Origin of the sequence: Cytobacillus sp. T106 (assembly GCF_040492155.1) — a bacterium.
GTDB lineage: Bacteria > Bacillota > Bacilli > Bacillales > Cytobacillaceae > Bacillus_AB > Bacillus_AB infantis.
This window is the reverse complement of record NZ_JBEUMK010000001.1, coordinates 496,653-516,174: the sequence shown is the minus strand read 5'-3', so window position 1 is coordinate 516,174 and position 19,522 is coordinate 496,653. Positions and strand designations below refer to the sequence as shown.

Genomic DNA, 19,522 nt, shown 5'->3' with positions numbered 1-19,522 from the left:
CGGTCACCCCTATCTCATCATCATGGTCAGATTTCCTGCAGCGATTATGACGGTTATGCTTAAGAAAAACATAAGAGACACAAGGGCGAGTGCCGCAAATACGTAGATGACGCTCTTGCTGATGATGTCGAGGCAGGCGATGACTGGGCCCCCGCCGAGCGGCTGGAGGACAGCTGCTGCAAATTTATATATAAAAGCAATCATAAGAATCTTGATTGCCGGAAACGCTGCGATAATCAGCAGAATCGCGACTCCCGCGATCCCCACTGTATTTTTCAAGAGCACTGATGCACTGATGACTGTATCTGTGGCATCCGTGAACATCCTTCCGATGACGGGGATGAAATTTCCTGTGATGAATTTCGCGGTCCTCAAGGTCACGCCGTCCGTAATTGCGGCAGAAGCTCCCTGGACTGAGATGACCCCAAGGAAAATGGTCACGAACAATCCCAGAAGGCCTATGCTCCAGTTCCGCAGAAGATTGGCAAGCTGCGTCACCTTGTAATTTTCTGAAAGGACACTCACGATGCTGAGTACCGCTGAAAGAAATAGAAGGGGCAGCACCGCATATTGGATGAACAATCCGCTGATATTCATCAAAAACAGTATGACAGGATGGAAAAATGCAGCCGACACCAGCCCGCCAGACGAAGCGATCAGAGCCAAAAGGAGCGGTACGAGCGCCAGGATGAAAGAGGTCATTGTGCTGATGGCTTCGATGCTGTAATCAACCGCAACCCGGAAGCTGTTCAGTGCGATGATCACCAGAACCATAAAGATGATGGAATAAGCGGCTTTGCTGACAGAGCTCTTTTCAAAAGAATTCTGAAGGGACTGCAAAAACATGCTGAAGACCGTCAGGATGATGAGAGAGCCAAGAAGCTTTCCATTTACGAGAAACTCATGAAAGAGAAACTTCAGTCCCCCGAGCATCCATTCCTTCAGGGAGAATTCTTTATCTCCCTTAATAAATTCATATAAACTGCCTTTCTGGCTTTCCGGCAAAAAGCCGCCATATTCATTTGAAACTTTTTCCCAGAAACCTTTCAGCTCATCAAGCTCAAGGGTTTCAAGCTGGGCTTCAACCAGCGCCTCAGCTCCCTTTGGCCCGTTCTCTCCTTCGTTTTCCCCGGAGGCTTGTACATCTGGCATCACACAGAAGGTGGCGAGAAATAATACTAGAAAAATAAACGGCAGCCGCTGCTTCATCTATTCACCTCATTTAGAAAAACTGATTGCTGTGACTTTAACTTGGTATCAGCTGAATGATCGATTCAATCAGGACAGTCAGGATCGGGATGGCCATCGCCAGAATCAGTATTTTGCCGCCGAGCTCAATTTTCGAGGCAATTGCACCCTGTCCTGCATCCTTCGTAATCTGGGCCGCAAATTCCGCTATATAAGCGATCCCGATGATTTTGAGGATCGTTTCTACATAGACAAGATTCACTTTGGCATTTACTGCAATCTTTTCAAGCATATGGATGATGGCATAAATCTGGTCAACGAGAAACAGGAAAATGCTGCATCCGGTAAAGACAACGAGCAGAAAAGCAAAGTTGGGCTTCTGCTCTTTTACGACGAGTGCAAGGAAGGTTGCAACCAGCGAGATGCCTGCTATTTGAAAGATCTCAATCGCTGAGCCCTCCCTTATCCTTGAAATAAAAATACCGACTTAATTTTTTGAAAGAGGTCGTCCACAATCGAGGCAACCATAAACAAGATATAGATAAAGCCGAATAAAGTGACCCACTGTGCGTACTCTTTCTTTCCGACCTGGTCCAAAATGGTGTGCAAAAAGGCGACTACGATCCCTACTCCGGCAATTTTAAAAATAATATCAACCTCTAATCCCATCATTTCTCCTCCTATACGCTGCTTAAATATTCCTTGCATCGTGTGCGAGCCCTGGTTTAAATCAATAGAATGATCAACAGGAGACCTGACAGGAAGCCAAGGCTTTTTACCATTCGTTCGTATTTTGCCTGTTTTTCATAAGCATCGGCTTCTTCCCTTTCCAGATGAGAGAGTGCCAGCATGATTTGTTTCTGCTGGGAAAACCGGTCATGGCGGCCGAGGGTCTCCCCGAACTGCTTCATGATCTCAAATTCTCCCTGCTTGAAGGCCGTCAGCTTCCACACCTCTTTCAGGCTTTCTTCCCAGGCTGCCCTGACGGTTGTTTCCGAATCTGTAAGCTTCTTTGAAAAAGATTCAAAAAACCAGGACAGCGGCTTTGAAAGCTGGGCAGCCAGCCTTCTTGCCGCTTCGTGGAGCGGTGTATGCCCGTACATGATTTCCGCTTCCAGCGATTGAAGCGCTGACTTAAGCTGCCGCAGCTGGCGCGGTCTCTCATTCAAATGTTTTGATGCCTCAAATCCTGCCCATGTAGTGGCTAAGATGATGAAACAGGCGCCGATGATCTTCATCATGCCAGGTTCACCGCCGCTTCCCGATGGATTTCCCTGCCTGACTTGTCCAGAATTGATGCAATATTTCCGGGGCCGCCTGTCCGGTCCAAAATCACATATCTTTCAAAAATTCCGCTTTCAAGAATCTGCTTTAATGTCGGTCTGTTCTTTATTTCCTCCCATGAACGTCCATGGGTTGTCATCATCAGCTTGATTCCCGCATGGACAGCCTCCATGATGGCCTCCCCATCCTCCTGCCTGCCGATTTCATCAACGAGCAGGACATCCGGGCTCATGGAACGGATCATCATCATCATCCCTTCCGCCTTCGGGCAGGCATCAAGGACATCCACTCTTGGCCCAAAGGTCATCTGGGGAATGCCGCTGACACTTCCGGCAATCTCAGACCGCTCGTCCACTATGCCGGCCTTCTGTGCCGCAATAGCTGGATTCGCTGCACCAGAGGAGACAATCCGGGCAATATCCCTCAGCAGTGTGGTCTTGCCTGTCTGGGGCGGGCCGACTACCATAGTGTGGAGCCAGCCGCTGCTATATAAATAGGGTATCAGCCTGTCTGCTGTCCCGATCTTCTCTCTTGCCACCCTGATATTGAAGGAAGAGATATCACGGATGGCCTTGACTTTCCCTCCATCCAGAATAACTTTCCCGGCAAGCCCCACCCGGTGTCCGCCTTCTATTGTGATATAACCCCTCTTAAGTTCCTCTTCCAAAGTGTAGATTGAAAAATGGCTGATTTTATTCATTAAGTGGACGGCATCTTCGGCTCCGACTGTATAGGGCAGGAAGCAGGGAATGCCTTTGGCTATCACTTCAAGCGGCCTGCCGATCCTGATCCTGATTTCCTCCAGATGCTCCATCATTTCAGGAGGGACATTTTTCAGCTTGTCTGATAAATTTTTTGGCAAAAAGGCTGCAACTGTTTCCACAAAAATCCTCCTTATAGCTTTACTGTCTTTTATTTTCGCTACTAAGAAATGTATGTCGTTCCAGGAGCAATATGACAATATTGTCCCTTTTCCATAAATGGTTTTTCGGATAGAAACAAAGGAAAAAGATTCTTTATCATTCAGAGAATATGGGTATCATGAATAATGACAGGGAAAGGAGAGGGATATGCTGTTTACCAGGTATAAAGAGGAAATTAAGAAGCTTCCTTTAAAAGAAACATATACAAAAGAAGACCTGCTGCATCCGGGATTGCTGATTGAAAAATATGGTGCTCTCCAGATCTATTACTCGCCCCATAATGAATATGTGAATAGCAGAGCTCAAGTGTTGATACTTGGCATTACGCCTGGATGGGCGCAAATGAACAAAAGCATCACACTCGCAAGGCATTTGATTGGAAAGGTTCCTGACTCAGAGATGCTGAAGAGGGTGAAAGCAGAAGGACGCTTTTCAGGACCCATGAGAAAAAATCTGGCGGAAATGCTGGACAGCATTGGCCTGGCCGAGTGCCTTGGCATCGATTACTCCATGAAACTCTTTCATGATGATGATTCTATCCTTCATACATCCTCACTTGTAAAATATCCTGTTTTCAATAAAGGAAAGAACTACACAGGCCATGCCCCGGAATTAAGCCAGAGCCCGTTTCTGCTGAGCTATGCAGAAGAAACATTCAGAACGGATATACAGCCGCTGGATTCTCCCTTGATCATCCCCCTCGGCAAGGCGGCTGACAGCATATTGGAAGGATGGATAAACAGCGGGCTGATCAAACCTGAACTCTGTTTATCTGGATTTCCCCATCCCTCCGGGGCAAATGGACATCGTTTCAGACACCTTGAGGAAAAGAAGGAGGAGCTGGCAGGCAAAATCAGAAAGTATTTTAGCTGATGATTTTGTTCTGCTGCCGGCCGGAAACCAATAAATTAAAGCAAGAAGGATTAGGGGGAGGACAGTATATGTATAAAAATCAAGGCATTTCAGGGCAGCCCCTCCAGAAGCAGGGCCGGAACACCATCAGGGTCACAGGAAAGGGAACCGTCGAAGTAAAGCCAAGTAAAGCGGAGACCATCTTTGGCGTTTCGGCCGAGAGCAGTTCCCTGGCTGAGGCACAGGCGGAAGCGGCCCAGACGATCTCCAGGATTCAGGACGCTTTAATCAGGATTGGACTGCCGGAAGAAAGTATACAGACAAGCAACTATTCCGTTTTTCCGCAATACGATTTTCAGGATGGGAAACAGATTTTCAGAGGGTATAAGGCAGAGCATTTATTAAGGGTGATTGTTTCACCTGTGGAAGCTGCCGGCCGAGTATTGGATACCGCTGCAGAAAACGGAGCGAATATTATTTCTTCCGTCAGGCTTTTAGCCGATGAAGCAAAGCCTCAGAAGCAGGCTCTGTCACTCGCGGTCATAGATGCCTATGAAAAGGCTTCTGTTATTGCAAAGACCCTTCATGTACAGCTGGTTAAAACACCAGCAGCAGTCACTGAAGGAATCATTGCCCCCGGCCAGCCAATACAAGGGGAAGCCGGCATGTTTGTAAAAAGCGCGGCCGCTGGTACTTCAATAGAACCTGGCACTATGGAAGTTACTGCCTATGTTACAGCAGACTTTGTATATTAAAAAAAGCAACAGCCGATTGGCCATTGCTTTGGGATAACATATTAAGGGCCGCAGTTGCCGCCGATTTATATGGAGTTTCAAACCTGCTCCAACAGGTGGGTGTCCGCAGGAATTCTTTCCGGGTGTCCTCTGTATAGAGGCATGCCGTCCTGATTCCGATTTAGGGCTCCCTATTACTACATAAAGGTTGAAACTTCATATACAAACGAACAACGCAGCTTGTATTAATTATATTACAATAACATTTCTATAAAGGCAATAGCTTTAAGCCATTTTTTCATAAGCATGATTTTAAAAGCGCATACTAAAAAGAGTGCGGCAAAAAGAGTACCGAAGGGGTGGCTACCGAATGGTAAATGAAAATCACGAAAAATTTTTAAAAGAGCAGCAGGATCCCGACCAATATCTTGGCGGAACAAAAAGCAACAGCAAACCGGCATCCTCTGACCCGGAATATAATAATCCCGGAAATACCGATCAATCTCCGGGAACGACCGGAAGGAAGCTTTAACAGTTTAAATCAAAAAAATACCCGCTGGCATAATGCCACGCGGGTATTCCTTTTTTTTTCCGATTAGGCTCTGGACACATAAGAGCTTTCAGTTGTGTTGATGATCAGGACATCTCCCTGGTTGATGAAGAAAGGAACCTGAACAATCAGGCCGGTTTCAAGTGTAGCAGGCTTGGTTCCGCCTGAAGCAGTATCACCTTTGATTCCAGGCTCAGTTTCTGTCACTTCAAGCTCAACAGTGTTTGGAAGTTCAACACCAAGCGTTTCTCCCTGATACATCATGATCTGGACTTCCATATTTTCTTTAAGGAACTTCAGCTCATACTCAATAGAGTTTTCAGGCAGTTCAATTTGCTCGTAAGACTCGTTGTCCATGAATACGTGCTGATCGCCGCTTGCGTATAAGTATTGCATTCTGCGGTTATCAATCTGCGCCTTGCCTACCTTCTCGCCGGCACGGAAGGTTTTTTCCTGGATAGCGCCGGTGCGCAGGTTGCGGAGCTTTGAACGAACAAACGCTGCGCCTTTTCCTGGCTTAACATGCTGAAAATCCATTACTCTCCAAATGCCGTTATCTACTTCGATTGTCAATCCTGTACGAAAATCATTTACAGAAATCATGTGTTATGTCCTCCTAATATGCAATTACAGAATGATTAGTTCTTTAGTTGAATGAGTGAGCTTTTCGTTATGGTCCTTTGTAATGATTGTATCATCTTCAATGCGCACACCGCCAAGGCCAGGGATGTAGATGCCAGGTTCGACCGTGACGACCATCCCCTCTTCAAGGATGACATCAGATCTGGATGCAAGCCCAGGACCCTCGTGGACCTCAAGACCGATTCCATGTCCTGTCGAATGCCCGAAATACTCTCCATAGCCTTTGCTGCTGATGTGGTCGCGGGTCAGGGCGTCTGCTTCTTTTCCGGAAATGCCCGGTTTGATGCCTTCAAGACCCTTAAGCTGAGCTTCAAGGACTATATGATAGATATCCTTCAGCTTGCTGTCCGGCTCACCCACAGCAAGGGTGCGGGTAATGTCGGATACATAGCCATTATAATAGGCGCCGAAATCAAGTGTAACCATATCCCCTTTTTCAATTACCTTATCGCTTGCCACTCCGTGCGGAAGGGCAGATCTATATCCGGATGCAACAATGATGTCAAAAGAAGAAGAGGCTGCACCTGCTTTTCTCATAAAGAATTCCAGTTCATTCGAAACCTCCAGCTCTGTCCTGCCGGGGCGTATATAGTCCAGAATATGAGTATATGCCTTATCGGCAATGCTCGCAGCTTCCTTTAATATCTTAATCTCTGACTCCGTCTTAATCAAGCGTAACTTTTCAATTGCCCCGCTTACCGGAACAAGCTCTGCTTCTGCTGCTGCTTCATAGGCTTTGAAGGAAGCAAATGATACATGATCCTGCTCAAAGCCAAGCTTCTGGATCCCCAGATTCCTCGCCTGCCTGGCCGCCTCTTCGACGATATTGCCTGAATGCTGAACGATTTCAAAGCCTTCACACTGCTTCCCGGCCTGTTCGACATAGCGGAAATCTGTGATGAACTGTGCTTTTTCCCCGCTGATCAGCACCACTCCAGCAGAACCGGTGAAACCGGTTAAATATCTTCTGTTATAATTGCTTGTAACCAGCATCCCATCGATTGAATGCTGTCCAAATGCAGCGCGAAGCTTCTCTAATTTCTCCATCCTAATTTCTCCCCTTTTCCAGTAGTGCGGATAATGCCAGCTCATATCCCTTGAGCCCCAGGCCGACGACCTGCCCCGCCGTAACCGCTGCGGTGACAGATACATGGCGGAAGGGCTCCCGGGCGTGGATATTCGATATATGTACTTCAATGACAGGCACGCTTATGCCTGCTATGCAGTCCCGAAGGCTGTAGCTGTAATGTGTGAAGGCTCCGGGATTAAAGATCACGCCATCGAACTCAGCCTCATTCGCTTCATAAAGCTTATCGATGAGCGCCCCTTCATGATTGGACTGGCAGGCTTCCAGTTCTGCCCCGTATTCGCGGGCCAGCTCTGCAATCCGCTCTTCCAGCTGCTTCAGTGTGGTCTCCCCATAAATACCGGGCTCCCGCTTGCCCAGCATATTCAGGTTCGGCCCGTTTAATAGTAGTATTTTTTTCATAAATAGGCTCCCGTGAAAAAAAGAATGTCCATAAGAACATTCTATCACAATTGAAATCGGCAGCACACCGAAACCATATTATGTTGCAGTTTCTTTTTCCTTATCTTCCCTGAACCTGATTTCATTTTCTTCATAAGAAATAGAGAAGCCGACGAATACTCCATAAAGAATATAAAAACAGACAGAGGCAATGATTGTATTTTTATCCAGATCCCTCAGCGGGCTGATGCCTGGAAAAATGGGATTCAGTACAAAAAAGACCAGCAGGAAAAGCGCAATTCCGTAGGCTGCCCCCGCAAAGATGCTTTTGATCTTTCTAAGCAGGGCATAATAGATGATGGCTGCCCCGATGGAGACAATCCCTATGAATACAAGCGAAATGACCGTCCCAAGCCACGTCTTCTTCCATCCGCCTATAGCCCATGGCTCCAGGATAACCCTTGGATGGATTTCAGTCAGGTTAAAGACGTAAGCCAGATAAGCCAGCCCGCTCCAAAGCACTCCCCCGACAAATCCAGTGATGATGACCATAGCCATGAAGGACATCGGCTTTTCCCTCTGATTTTGTTCAAGCTTTGCATGTTCTTCCTTCATTTTTCCACCTCCATTGCTTTAGTATGCCCATGGTTATTTTTTCAATTACATCAAAACCAAAAATTGAAGGTTCATCGGCTGCGAGGCTGAAATAATCTTACTTTCGCTCCGCTCTAGAGGTTTTATCCGTTTTTTAGTAGAATAAATATAGGTACATTCAGCTTATGCAAAAAGTGCCTTTCAGGCACGATCCACTTTTTTCAATATGCTGTTTCGGCCCAGTACACAATAGGTTGGTGTTACATATATGTCTAAAGACCAAAAGCCCGTTTATGGCGGCCAGGCGGTAGTTGAAGGCGTCATGTTCGGCGGCAAGCATCATTATGTCACAGCAGTCAGAAGGAAGGATGAATCTATTGAATACTTCCATCTGCCGAGAAAGTCCAATCCGTCTCTCCGGACGATCAAGAAAATCCCTTTCCTTAGAGGGATAGCAGCCATTATTGAAGCAAGTGCGAACGGTTCGAAGCACTTGAATTTCTCAACAGAGAGATTTGATCTTGATCCAAGCGAGGATCATACCTTAAAAGAACAGGAGCCATCCAAGCTGACCATGTGGCTCGGCGTGGCAGCCATAGGGGTCATTTCATTCCTGTTCGGGAAATTTATCTTCACCCTTGTTCCGGTATTCCTGGCGGCCTTGACAAAGCCGATTTTTTCGAGTGATTTTTCCCAGGTATTGGTAGAAGGATTTTTCAAGCTCATCCTTCTGCTTGGCTATATTTATTTCGTTTCATTGACCCCGATCATCAGGCGGGTGTTTCAGTACCATGGTGCAGAGCATAAAGTAATAAATGCTTTTGAAAACGGCAAGGAGCTGACGGTCGAAAATGTGCAGGCGCAGTCCAGGCTCCATTATCGCTGCGGCAGCAGCTTTATCCTCTTCACCGTCATTGTCGGCGTCTTCATTTATATGTTTGTGCCGACCGATCCGCTTTGGGTCAGGATTTTAAACCGCCTTGCCCTGATTCCAGTCGTTCTCGGAATCTCCTTTGAGGTCCTGCAGCTGACGAATAAGGTCAGGCATGTGCCTGTTCTGAAATGGCTCGGCCTTCCCGGACTCTGGCTTCAGCTCCTGACGACCAAAGAACCGGATGATAAACAGACAGAAGTTGCCATTCTTTCGTTTAACGAACTGCTAAAAAAGGAAAAGGAAACCGAGGACGCTAATAAAACAGAAGAAATTGTATAAAATATAGTTTAAAAGCAAGTGAAAATGCTCATCATGCTCATAGGGAGGTGGCTTTTTTGAATAACCGGACTTCATTGTACATTGTTGCCGGCCTCATCGGCCTCGCAATAATCGGAATAACAGGCAGATTGGTAAACGACCCTGCCGGTTTTTTGCAGAGTATAGCCGTAATGGCCCTCATTGGTGCTGCCGTATACTTTCTGTTTCGCCGTTTCTACAAAGCTGGCCCTATGAAAAAAGAGCAGCAGGCATTTGTTAAAGCAGCTAAGAAATCTAAAAGGAAATATCAGAAAGAACCTGCCAGCACCAGGAAGGCAAGTGTCGGTTCGCTCACATCCTTAAGGAAAACAAAAGCCCGCAAGTCTCCATCTCATTTAACCGTCATTGACGGAAAAAAAGGCAAAAAAAAGAACCGGGCCTCCCTTTGATGCCCGGGCAGATTAGTATTACTCCTGCTGGCTGTAAATGGCCGGCCAGCGGAAGCACTGCCAATATGGGGCAGTGCTTTTTAATTCCCTCAATAGGTCCATTGAGAAAAAAATTTCCTCGCTGACCGCCTCCCGAGCTCCAGCAGCTCTTCTTTTCTTTCAGCGGTAAGGCCAAATTCTGTAGAAACGATGCCCTCTGTCGGAACAAAAATGATATTCTTTGCATGCTTCCGGGAAATATAGCGTGCATCATGGGCATCCTTCATTGTCTCAAAGAGCGCCTCATAGAGCTGGATCGCATTATTGATTTTATTTTTCTCCCTGTTCAAGACATCATGGCTCAGCTTGATCCCAAGTACTGGCCGGAGCTTTTTGACATTTTCCTTGTCAAAGAGCCACATCGGAAAATTGCTCAGCACTCCCCCATCGACTAAGAGACTTGTTTCTCCTTCATAAGACTTCAGTTTGACCGGTTCAAAAAAATAAGGCAGGCTGCAGCTCATCCGGATAGCCTTCGCTACGGAGAATCGGCCAGGGTCGACCCCGTAGCTCATTAAATCATCCGGTAAGACGACAAGCCGGCCGTTGGTCAGATCTGATGCAATGACTCTAAGCTTCTGTGGTGCGAGGTCGCCAAATGTACGGATCCCCCTTGCAGCGAGCTTTTCTGCAATCCACCTTTCCAACTCGTTTCCCTTGTACAATCCAAGTCGCCAATACAAGAGCAGCCACTTAGCTGCCGTAAATGGAAGCAGCGTCCTCCTGGCATCCAGCAGCTTTTTCAAGTCAAGTTCATTCATCAGATCGAACATTTCGCTGCTTGTGTATCCTGCAGCAGAAAGTCCGGCAACAATCGAGCCCGCGCTCGTGCCGGCCACCCTTTCAAAGCGGAATCCTTTCTGCTCAATGACCTCCAAAGCACCGATCAGCGCAAAGCCTTTAATGCCGCCGCCCGAAAAAACGCCGTCTATATACATGCAAGCCACCCCCGTCGATGATACCTGCTTGATACATCTTTAATCGGGCAGCTGCAAAAATAGTACGGCGGACAAATTAATTATTCAGGATAAAATATCAGGTTACGTAAAATACTGGACTTCTGCTTCCGGAAAAAAGGAATGGACATAACTTCGGATGGTTTCTTCCATTTCCTTTGCTTCATCGTTCTGGTATACATATTTTCCTATCCCGTAGCGGCCCCACTTATATTTCCGCTTTTCTTCATCCATTTCAAGCTTTGTTTTCGGATAGCGTTTTTCTATGACCTTCTTGGCAGGCTTAGTGAAACGGTGCTGAATGAGTTCAAAAGTAAGATCTTTAAGCTCTATGCCATCCAGCGACTGCTTCAGCCTTTCAAAAAGCTCATAATATCCTTCTTTCCAGTTTTCATGAAGATAGATTGGCGCCACGATAAAACCTAAAGGATATCCCGCCCCTGCAACCTTCCTGGCCGCTTCGAGCCGTTCATCGAAAGTGGAGGTGCCCGGTTCAAAATTCTTGATTACATATCGTGAATTGACGCTGAAGCGGAACCTTGTCTTGCCATTATGCTTGGCATCAAGCAGATGGTCGACATGGTGGTACTTAGTCACAAAGCGGAGTCTTCCATACTCTGTCCCCCCGATGAATTCAATCGTCTTTTTCAATGAGTGCGTCAAATGGTCAAGCCCTACAATATCCGAGGTACAGGCAGCTTCAAATCGGGTGACTTCAGGCGCCCGCTCCTCCATATATTTTTCAGCCTGAGCAAAGATATCCTCAAGGTTTACATATGTGCGGATATACGGCTTGCTCCCAAGGGTTGTCTGCAGATAGCAGTAATGGCAATGCCCCATGCATCCTGTTGCAAGCGGGATGGCATACTCGGCTGACGGTTTGGACGTATCGAATTTGAGCGTCCTCCTGATGCCTACTACGAGTGTCGATTTTGCATTCCGGTACTGCTGAAGCTCATTATTCCCCGGGATGCCGCGCACCTGGTTGTGGGAAGTGGTTTCGCGGATTTCGATGCCTAGCTCCTCAAATTTCTCCTTCAGCTCCTTTCCCAAAGGATATTCAAGCGCTTTCGGTTCTATATACACAAGCTGCGGCATGAATGGTTTCATCTTTATAACCCCGTTTCTATGTTTGCTTGGCTCAGGCATGTCGCCGGCACTTTTTTGTAGTATGAGCATTATTGGGGCAAAACCAAAAAAAAGAGGACGGAAAAATTTTTCCATCCTCTTTTTACTGTTTATGAAAATTTTACAAGCCGCATTTCAATTGGGCATTACAGTTTGTGCAGGTATTGCAGCCGCCGATTTCTTTTACCTTGCCTTGGCGGCATACCGGGCAGGTGTTGCCTACTTCAGAGCCGATGGTTACATCTGTCGATCTGAGGTCACTGATTGTGTCAACCAGCACAACACGCTGCTTCGGCTTTTCCTCTTTCGTTTCTTCCTCATCGAAGGTGTTTTCTTCCGCTTTCAGCGTAAGGACCTGCGAGTCGCGGGAACCGTCGACATATACTGTTCCGCCTTTCGCTCCGCCGCGGTACAGGCGTTCATACACACCTTCCACCTGTTCAACGCTATAGCCCTTCGGTGCATTGACCGTCTTGCTTATAGAACTGTCAATCCAGCGCTGGATGACACATTGAACATCAGCATGCGCTTCAGGGGAAAGCTCCATAGCGGAAATAAACCATTCCGGCAGGTTCTCAGGATCTGCGTCGGGGTTGCGGTCCAGATACTCTTGTACGATATCTGCCTTCACCTCAATGAACTTCCCTAATCGGCCGCTCCTGAAATAAGAGAAGGAGAAGTATGGCTCAAGCCCTGTAGACACCCCGACCATTGTACCTGTGGATCCTGTCGGTGCTACAGTCAGCAGGTGGGAATTGCGGATTCCTTTTTCAAGGATGGACTGTCTCACATCTTCTGGCATTTTCTGCATAAATCCAGTCTCTGTGAAGTTCTGGCGGAGCCTGTTTGTTTCTTCATCCGTTGCCCCTGTAAGAAACGGGAAGCTGCCTTTTTCACCTGCCAGCTCAACTGAAGCTTTATATGCGGTTACAGCAATCGTTTCAAATACTTTGTCGATCAGTTCATTGCCTTTTTCTGAACCGTATTCTGTTTCACAGTAAATCAGCAGATCATGCAGCCCCATTACACCAAGTCCGACACGGCGCTCTCCCAGAGCCTGCTTTTTGTTTTCTTCAAGGAAGTATGGTGTCGCGTCAATGACGTTATCCTGCATGCGGACGCCAACTTCTACAGTGCGGGCCAGCTTTTCAAAGTCGACCGTTTTGTTTTCCTTGTCAGCCATTTCAGCAAGATTGACAGCGGCGAGATTGCAGACAGAGTAAGGCGCCAGCGGCTGCTCTCCGCAAGGGTTTGTCGCTACTACCTTCTGTCCGTAGGCTTGTGCATTTGTCATATCATTCGCATTGTCGATGAAGAAAATGCCTGGCTCCGCTGAATAAGTTGCGCAGATATTGATCAGGTTCCAAAGCTCTTTTGCCTTAATTTTGCGGTAGGTGCGCACTTTGTGGCCCAGCTTTTCCCATTCGCGGACATCACCGATTTTATGCCATTCTTCATTGTAGATCTTCATCGTTTCAGCATCATATGACTCCACATCAGGGAAGCGCAGCTCATACTCTGCATCTTTTTCAACGGCATCCATGAAATCCTTTGTCAGGCACACGGAAATATTGGCGCCAGTCAGGAACTCAGGATTATGGACAGTATAATTGCCTCCGGCAGCAAGCTTATTTTCCGCATCCTTGATGATTTTCTCGCTGAAGCCGCCAAGACCGGGGATTTGCTTATAGTTGATGATTCCCTGATACATATTGGTCTCCTGCTCAGTCAGCGGAGTGAACTTCAGCTTTTCACTGGCATAGCGCTTGATTGTTTCATCCTGTGTGTTTTCCAGCAGGAAACGGAGGATGCGCGGGTTTTGCATTTTTGAGATGATGAATTCGATGATATCAGGATGCCAGTCGGTGAGCATGATCATTTGCGCACCTCTCCTTGATCCGCCCTGTTCAACCAAATGAGTCAGTTTCGCAATATCATCAAGCCATGAAACCGAACCGGAAGATTTGCCGTTCACTCCGCGGGCCAGCGTGTTGCGCGGCCTTAAGGTCGATCCGTTTGTTCCGACGCCGCCGCCCCTGCTCATGATTTCCATTACCTGCTTGCGATGCTCTGAAATCCCTTCCCGGGAATCCTGTACAAACGGCATGACATAGCAGTTAAAGTAAGTAACATCCGTATCCGCGCCAGCACCGTAAAGCACCCTTCCGGCAGGGATGAAGTTCAGGCTCACAAGCTCGTGGTAGAATTTCTCAAACCATTCTTTGCGCTTCTCTTCTGTTGCCTCTGCAGCTGCCAGGCCTGTCGCATTGCGCTTTGCAATCTGCTCATAATAGATTTCAAGCGGCTTCTCAATCACATCCAGCGATTTCGTAATCACCGGTTCGTCCGGATTATCCAGTACTCCGCGGAATTCTTCCTCCACCAATACTTTGGCTGTCTTGTTCTCCCAGTCAATCTCCTGGATGAAGCCGAGGCCGCGGGCAGGGAATTTTGGATCTTCTTTGACCGTCAGGACAACGAAGTCCCCGTTCGCCAGAGTAATCTTTTCTGTATCCTTGAAAGTATAGCGGTCCAGCATGACCAGACGGGAAACCCCTTTATGGGTGATTTTCATATCAGGGGTGATCGGATGCACCTGGGGAAATAGGCGGATATCCTTGTTTAATTGTTCGATGTTCACTTTTGCTTTTTGTCCTAGAACGACAGACATACACACAGCTCCTTCAATGTATCTTTCTATTAATAATAGAAAGCCAAGCTTCTATTTGTTTTTTTGAATACCCTTAAGTTATCATATCCAAAACCTCAAAATCAATATATAGTATATAAAATATTTTCGACACCACTATATATTGTATTGGAGGTCAAATCAATTTGATTTTGTCAAACGCAGAAAAAACTAGATTTCAGAGATAAGAAGAGATATTGTCCGATTAATGACAGTAAACGATTATTTTCGGCAAATTTCGGGGCTTGCGTTTTATATACGGACCCCTTGGAAAAATATTCATATTCTGGGTGTGCCATTTTCTGTATCAAACAGAAAAAAAGCGACAGGGCCGCTTTTTATCTTTTAAAGTTCCATTCATCGTTTTCATATCGGTCTTTTGCAATTTTGTTCACATATTCCATTTCTTCGGCGGAAAGCTCATAAGGTTCAAGATGAATGTCAAGACCTTCTTCAAAGCCCTTTCTGAAGGCTTCCTTGGCCTGCCCGATTGTAACTTTGTCCCGGCTCAGCTCGTTGATGGCAACGGCTTTGCTTTTGAACGCTCTCTGCATCCTTTCCTTCACACGGTCATTCGGATACTTGAACAGGCTGAAAAGCTTATCTTCATCAAGGTCGAGGAGGATGGATCCATGCTGGAGGATAACACCCTTCTGCCTTGTCTGGGCGCTTCCGGCAACCTTTCTTCCCTCAACAACAAGCTCATACCAGCTTGGTGCATCAAAGCAGACGGAGGAACGCGGGTTCTTCAGCGACTCCCTTTCCTCGGCTGTCTTCGGAACAGCAAAATAGGCATCCATTCCAAGATTGTGGAATCCCTTAAGGATTCCTTCAGAAATCACCCGGTAGGCCTCTGTGACTGTTTTCGGCATTTCAGGATGGTCCTCTGAAACGATGACGCTGTATGTGAGCTCATGTTCATGCAGGACGCCCCTTCCGCCTGTCGGACGGCGGACAAACCCCAGCCCGTGCTTTTTGACTGCATCCATATCAATTTCCTTTTCCGCTTTTTGAAAATAGCCAATGGAAAGCGTTGCCGGCTCCCATCCGTAGAAGCGGATGACAGGCGGGATCTTTCCCTCGCTGTTCCACTCGAGGAGTGCCTCATCCAAAGCCATATTGAAAGATGGGGAACCATATCCCGAATCAATAAATCTCCAAGTTTCTTTTAGCATATGTAACCCTCTTTTTCATGTTATGAGTCTTGCACATGTTCTCTAGTCTATCAAAATGGGCGGAAAAAACAAAGCAAACAGCCCTTGCCTAATATTTCAATTTACCGTCTCGCCCGCTTTGTCTCCAGCAAATCCGAAAACGTGAGAAATACGTGAATTTTGCAGGAATTCCTTTACTCACATGCCTGCCGGCTTATATAATAAAAGCTGGCGTAGCTATACGTGAAAGGAGAAGTCACATTGGATACACTTTATATTCTTTTAATCATTATCGGGGGCTTTGTTACCTACTCTGTCGTTACATGGCTCTATCAGCGCAAAGTCGTCAAGACCCTGACAGAGGATGAATTCCGCGCAGGATACCGGAAGGCTCAGCTGATTGATGTCCGGGAGCCGAATGAATTCGATGCCGGCCACATCCTCGGCTCCAGAAATATCCCGTTATCCCAGATGAAAATGCGCATGAAGGAAATCCGTCCGGACAAGCCTGTGTATCTGTACTGCCAAAGCGGGATGCGCAGCGGACGTGCAGCCCAGTTTTTATACCGCAGAGGCTATAAAGATCTCCACCAGCTGCAGGGCGGCTTTAAAAAATGGTCAGGCAAAATTAAAGCGAAGAAATAAGGGAAGCACTTCCCTTCTATACATGAGCAAGAAAGGGTCCAGCCTTAAGGCGGGACCCTTTTTCCGTGTGATCATATGAAGCATTACTCCATTTCAAGAATAAATATGCGTTAGAAACAGAGTTTCACACGAATGTGCCCAAAATCAACAGGGAACATACTAAGCCAAAAGAGATAGGGCGAAGCACAGCGCTGATGCCGTGTTTCGCCCCTCAATGCCATGAAACTTAAGCTTCTTTCTTATACCGGAGGACCGGTTTTCTTGCAGCCAGGGTCTCATCCAGGCGGCCGATGACCGTCGTATGCGGCGCTTCCTGCACGATTTCAGGATTTTCCTCCGCTTCCCTGGCAATCTGGATCATGGCTTCAATGAAGCTGTCCAGTGTTTCTTTTGATTCTGTTTCAGTCGGCTCGATCATGATGCATTCTTCTACATTCAGCGGGAAGTAGATGGTAGGCGGATGATAGCCGAAGTCGAGCAGGCGCTTCGCAATGTCAAGCGTTCTGACGCCAAGCTTTTTCTGGCGCTTGCCGCTGAGTACAAACTCATGCTTGCAGTGCCTGTCGAATGGCAGATCGTAGTATTCCGCCAGGCGCCTCATCATATAATTCGCATTCAGGACTGCGAATTCGGTGACATTTTTCAAGCCGTCCGGCCCCATTGTGCGGATATAAGTATAAGCGCGCACATTGATGCCGAAGTTTCCATAATACGGTTTGACCCTTCCAATCGATTGCGGTCGGTCATAATCAAGGACAAATTCCTCACCGCGCTTAGCAACGATCGGTTTAGGCAGATATGGTATCAGGTCTTTCTTGACGCCGACCGGACCTGACCCGGGTCCTCCCCCTCCGTGAGGTCCTGTGAATGTTTTATGGAGATTCAGATGGACAACATCGAATCCCATATCTCCAGGGCGCGCTTTGGAAAGGACCGCATTCAGGTTGGCACCGTCATAATAAAGCTTGCCGCCGGCACCATGCACAATCTCTGCCATTTCAAGAATGTTTTCTTCAAACAGTCCAAGCGTGTTCGGGTTCGTCAGCATCAGGGCAGCTGTATCGGATCCGACTACCCGGCGCAGATCCTCAAGGTCTACTAGGCCGTTCTCATTCGATTTAACGGTGACGGTTTCAAAGCCGGCGACCGTTGCTGATGCCGGATTTGTCCCGTGGGCTGAATCCGGGACAATAACCTTTGTCCTGCCGGTGTCGCCATTGGATTCATGGAAAGCCCTGATCATCATCAGCCCTGTCCATTCCCCGTGTGCACCTGCTGCCGGCTGCAGCGTCACTTCGTCCATTCCGGTAATCTCAATCAAATGCTCCTGAAGGTCATACATCAGCTCCAATGCACCCTGGACAGAGCTTTCCTCCTGCAGGGGATGAATATGGGCAAAACCGTTAAAGCGTGCTACATTTTCATTGATCTTCGGATTGTATTTCATTGTGCATGATCCCAGCGGATAAAAACCTGAATCCACGCCATGATTCCTTTTTGAGAGAGCAGTATAGTGCCTCATGATGTCCAATTCCGATACTTCCGGAAGCTCAGGCTCTTCTTCACGCAGGTATCCTTCAGGCAGCAATTCAGCCACATCCACTTCAGGTACATCGAGTTCCGGCAGGCTGTAGCCTGTGCGGCCCGGCTTGCTTATTTCAAAAATCAGCGGCTGGTCTTGATTATGCATGGTAATCCCCCAATTCTTTAACAAAAGTATCGATTTCTTCTTTCGTGCGAAGCTCTGTCACGGCAACCAGCATATGGTTTTCCAGTGAACGATAGCTTCTGCCAAGATCATAGCCGCCGATGATTTCTTTATCGAGCAGGCTCTTATTGATCTCCTTGACTGGTGCATTCAGCTTTACGACAAATTCATTAAAGATCGGGCCTTCAAAGGCAAGCTCGAATCCGGCCTTCTTGAACTGATCCCTGGCATAGCGGGCTTTCTGCATATTCTGGACGGCAATATCCCTGACTCCCTTTTTGCCAAGGGCTGTCATGGCGACAGATGCAGCAAGAGCATTCAAGGCCTGGTTGGAGCAGATGTTGGAAGTCGCTTTATCACGGCGGATATGCTGTTCCCTTGCCTGAAGGGTAAGTACGAAGCCGCGGCGGCCTTCTTCATCAATCGTCTGCCCGACAAGGCGGCCCGGCACCTTTCTCATCAGTTTGGAGGTGACGGCAAAATAACCGCAATGAGGTCCCCCGAATGCCGTAGGGATCCCGAATGGCTGCGCATCCCCTGCCACAATATCGGCGCCAAACTTGCCTGGAGGCGTTAATGCGCCCAAGGAAAGCGGATTGCTTGATACAACGAACATGGATTTTTGGGCATGGATGACTTCCTCAAGCTCTTTCAGCGGCTCTATGCGGCCGAAGAAGTTAGGGTATTGAACAATGACTGCAGCTGTATCGCTGTCCATCTGCTCTTTCAGCGCATCCATATCTGTGATTCCGTCCTTATGCGGAATTTCAACAACCTCAATATATTGCCCCTTTGCATAACTTCTGACAACATCCTTCGATTCCGGATGTACAGCCTCGGAGATCAGGATTTTCTTGCGGCGCGTCTGGCCAGCTGAAAGCATGGCTGCCTCAGCGAGGGCAGTGCCGCCGTCATACATGGAAGAATTGGCTACATCCATGCCAGTCAGTTCGCAGATCATCGTCTGGAATTCAAAGATGGCCTGCAGCTCCCCCTGCGAAATCTCCGGCTGATACGGTGTATAGGCCGTATAGAATTCTGAGCGGGAAATGACGTGGTCCACAATCACCGGCATATAATGATCATAGACACCGGCTCCGAGGAAGGATGAATTGGACCTGAGGTCGGCATTCTTTCCTGCCAGCTTGGTAAGCTCCTTCAATAATGCCGTTTCCGGCTTTGCCGGTTTAATATTGTACTCTCCCTTAAACCTGACAGCTTCAGGTATATCACTGAACAGTTCATCAATCGAACTTGCCCCGATCTTCTCAAGCATTTCCTTTTTGTCTGTTTCTGTCATAGGCAGATAGCGATGCGTCATGTTTTT

The 19,522-nt window shown here is 47.5% G+C and carries 21 protein-coding genes and 1 other RNA gene; 6 read left to right on the top strand and 16 right to left on the bottom strand.

The window, feature by feature from the left end:
• Positions 1-9: 9 nt before the first annotated feature.
• From spoIIIAE to spoIIIAA, 5 genes are read right to left on the bottom strand one after another with little or no spacing between them, the layout of a single operon-like run.
• On the bottom strand, positions 10-1,209 hold the full coding sequence (gene spoIIIAE, locus ABU165_RS02570; protein WP_101550267.1) for a stage III sporulation protein AE: 1,200 nt from the start codon (positions 1,207-1,209) through the stop codon (positions 10-12).
• A 37-nt stretch (positions 1,210-1,246) separates the two neighbouring features.
• Entirely contained in the window at positions 1,247-1,636 is a 390-nt protein-coding gene (gene spoIIIAD / locus ABU165_RS02565; RefSeq protein WP_087944257.1) for a stage III sporulation protein AD, read from the bottom strand.
• Positions 1,637-1,650: 14 nt separating this feature from the next.
• A complete protein-coding gene (spoIIIAC, locus tag ABU165_RS02560; protein ID WP_009794945.1) occupies positions 1,651-1,857 on the bottom strand; it encodes a stage III sporulation protein AC in 207 nt (68 codons plus the stop codon).
• A gap of 56 nt (positions 1,858-1,913) precedes the next feature.
• Positions 1,914-2,429 carry a stage III sporulation protein SpoIIIAB gene (gene spoIIIAB / locus ABU165_RS02555; RefSeq protein WP_009794944.1) on the bottom strand — a complete coding sequence of 172 codons (516 nt, stop codon included), beginning with the start codon at positions 2,427-2,429 and terminating at the stop codon, positions 1,914-1,916.
• Positions 2,426-3,355, bottom strand: coding sequence for a stage III sporulation protein AA (spoIIIAA, locus tag ABU165_RS02550; protein ID WP_318059527.1), 930 nt, complete (start codon positions 3,353-3,355; stop codon positions 2,426-2,428). Before spoIIIAA ends, spoIIIAB begins: the two co-directional genes overlap by 4 nt.
• Positions 3,356-3,542: 187 nt before the next feature.
• Between spoIIIAA and ABU165_RS02545 the strand changes: the two genes are divergently transcribed.
• Complete coding sequence (locus ABU165_RS02545; protein ID WP_318059528.1) at positions 3,543-4,268, top strand: uracil-DNA glycosylase family protein; 726 nt, start codon at positions 3,543-3,545, stop codon at positions 4,266-4,268.
• A 68-nt stretch (positions 4,269-4,336) separates the two neighbouring features.
• On the top strand, positions 4,337-5,002 hold the full coding sequence (locus tag ABU165_RS02540) for an SIMPL domain-containing protein (RefSeq protein WP_069358519.1): 666 nt from the start codon (positions 4,337-4,339) through the stop codon (positions 5,000-5,002).
• Positions 5,003-5,043: 41 nt separating this feature from the next.
• On the opposite strand, the gene ssrS is transcribed toward ABU165_RS02540, so the two are convergent.
• A non-coding RNA gene (gene ssrS, locus ABU165_RS02535) (6S RNA) lies at positions 5,044-5,226 on the bottom strand.
• A 125-nt stretch (positions 5,227-5,351) separates the two neighbouring features.
• Here ssrS and ABU165_RS02530 point away from each other — a divergent pair.
• Positions 5,352-5,513: a hypothetical protein gene (locus ABU165_RS02530; protein WP_165352522.1), complete on the top strand. Its 162-nt coding sequence runs from the start codon at positions 5,352-5,354 to the stop codon at positions 5,511-5,513.
• A gap of 63 nt (positions 5,514-5,576) precedes the next feature.
• On the opposite strand, the gene efp is transcribed toward ABU165_RS02530, so the two are convergent.
• The 4 genes from efp to ABU165_RS02510 form a co-directional block, all read right to left on the bottom strand.
• Entirely contained in the window at positions 5,577-6,134 is a 558-nt protein-coding gene (gene efp, locus ABU165_RS02525; protein WP_009794939.1) for an elongation factor P, read from the bottom strand.
• Positions 6,135-6,158: 24 nt separating this feature from the next.
• Positions 6,159-7,220, bottom strand: a complete 1,062-nt coding sequence (locus ABU165_RS02520; protein ID WP_101550273.1) for a M24 family metallopeptidase — start codon at positions 7,218-7,220, stop codon at positions 6,159-6,161.
• Position 7,221: 1 nt separating this feature from the next.
• Positions 7,222-7,662, bottom strand: coding sequence for a type II 3-dehydroquinate dehydratase (gene aroQ, locus ABU165_RS02515; protein ID WP_009794937.1), 441 nt, complete (start codon positions 7,660-7,662; stop codon positions 7,222-7,224).
• A gap of 78 nt (positions 7,663-7,740) precedes the next feature.
• Positions 7,741-8,256, bottom strand: coding sequence for a YqhR family membrane protein (locus ABU165_RS02510; RefSeq protein ID WP_009794936.1), 516 nt, complete (start codon positions 8,254-8,256; stop codon positions 7,741-7,743).
• Positions 8,257-8,503: 247 nt separating this feature from the next.
• Between ABU165_RS02510 and ABU165_RS02505 the strand changes: the two genes are divergently transcribed.
• Positions 8,504-9,448: a DUF1385 domain-containing protein gene (locus tag ABU165_RS02505; protein WP_094767077.1), complete on the top strand. Its 945-nt coding sequence runs from the start codon at positions 8,504-8,506 to the stop codon at positions 9,446-9,448.
• A gap of 47 nt (positions 9,449-9,495) precedes the next feature.
• The gene (locus ABU165_RS02500) at positions 9,496-9,876 is read left to right on the top strand and encodes an SA1362 family protein (protein ID WP_009794934.1); all 381 of its coding nucleotides are present in this window, start codon (positions 9,496-9,498) and stop codon (positions 9,874-9,876) included.
• Positions 9,877-9,965: 89 nt separating this feature from the next.
• Here ABU165_RS02500 and ABU165_RS02495 read toward each other — a convergent pair whose 3' ends face one another.
• The 4 genes from ABU165_RS02495 to ABU165_RS02480 all read right to left on the bottom strand — a co-directional run bounded on the left by ABU165_RS02495 (position 9,966) and on the right by ABU165_RS02480 (position 15,863).
• Positions 9,966-10,853 carry a patatin-like phospholipase family protein gene (locus ABU165_RS02495; RefSeq protein WP_224951492.1) on the bottom strand — a complete coding sequence of 296 codons (888 nt, stop codon included), beginning with the start codon at positions 10,851-10,853 and terminating at the stop codon, positions 9,966-9,968.
• Positions 10,854-10,955: 102 nt separating this feature from the next.
• Complete coding sequence (gene splB, locus ABU165_RS02490) at positions 10,956-11,981, bottom strand: spore photoproduct lyase (protein WP_009794932.1); 1,026 nt, start codon at positions 11,979-11,981, stop codon at positions 10,956-10,958.
• A gap of 139 nt (positions 11,982-12,120) precedes the next feature.
• Positions 12,121-14,670 (bottom strand): vitamin B12-dependent ribonucleotide reductase, encoded by a 2,550-nt coding sequence (locus tag ABU165_RS02485; protein WP_094767075.1) that lies wholly within the window; start codon positions 14,668-14,670, stop codon positions 12,121-12,123.
• Between the two features lie 356 nt (positions 14,671-15,026).
• The gene (locus ABU165_RS02480; protein ID WP_094767074.1) at positions 15,027-15,863 is read right to left on the bottom strand and encodes a lipoate--protein ligase family protein; all 837 of its coding nucleotides are present in this window, start codon (positions 15,861-15,863) and stop codon (positions 15,027-15,029) included.
• A 240-nt stretch (positions 15,864-16,103) separates the two neighbouring features.
• On the opposite strand from ABU165_RS02480, the gene ABU165_RS02475 reads away from it, so the two are divergent.
• A complete protein-coding gene (locus ABU165_RS02475) occupies positions 16,104-16,487 on the top strand; it encodes a rhodanese-like domain-containing protein (protein ID WP_094767073.1) in 384 nt (127 codons plus the stop codon).
• A 226-nt stretch (positions 16,488-16,713) separates the two neighbouring features.
• On the opposite strand, the gene gcvPB is transcribed toward ABU165_RS02475, so the two are convergent.
• The gene (gene gcvPB / locus ABU165_RS02470) at positions 16,714-18,177 is read right to left on the bottom strand and encodes an aminomethyl-transferring glycine dehydrogenase subunit GcvPB (protein WP_009794927.1); all 1,464 of its coding nucleotides are present in this window, start codon (positions 18,175-18,177) and stop codon (positions 16,714-16,716) included.
• Positions 18,170-19,516 (bottom strand): aminomethyl-transferring glycine dehydrogenase subunit GcvPA, encoded by a 1,347-nt coding sequence (gene gcvPA, locus ABU165_RS02465; RefSeq protein WP_009794926.1) that lies wholly within the window; start codon positions 19,514-19,516, stop codon positions 18,170-18,172. Before gcvPA ends, gcvPB begins: the two co-directional genes overlap by 8 nt.
• Positions 19,517-19,522: the final 6 nt, after the last annotated feature.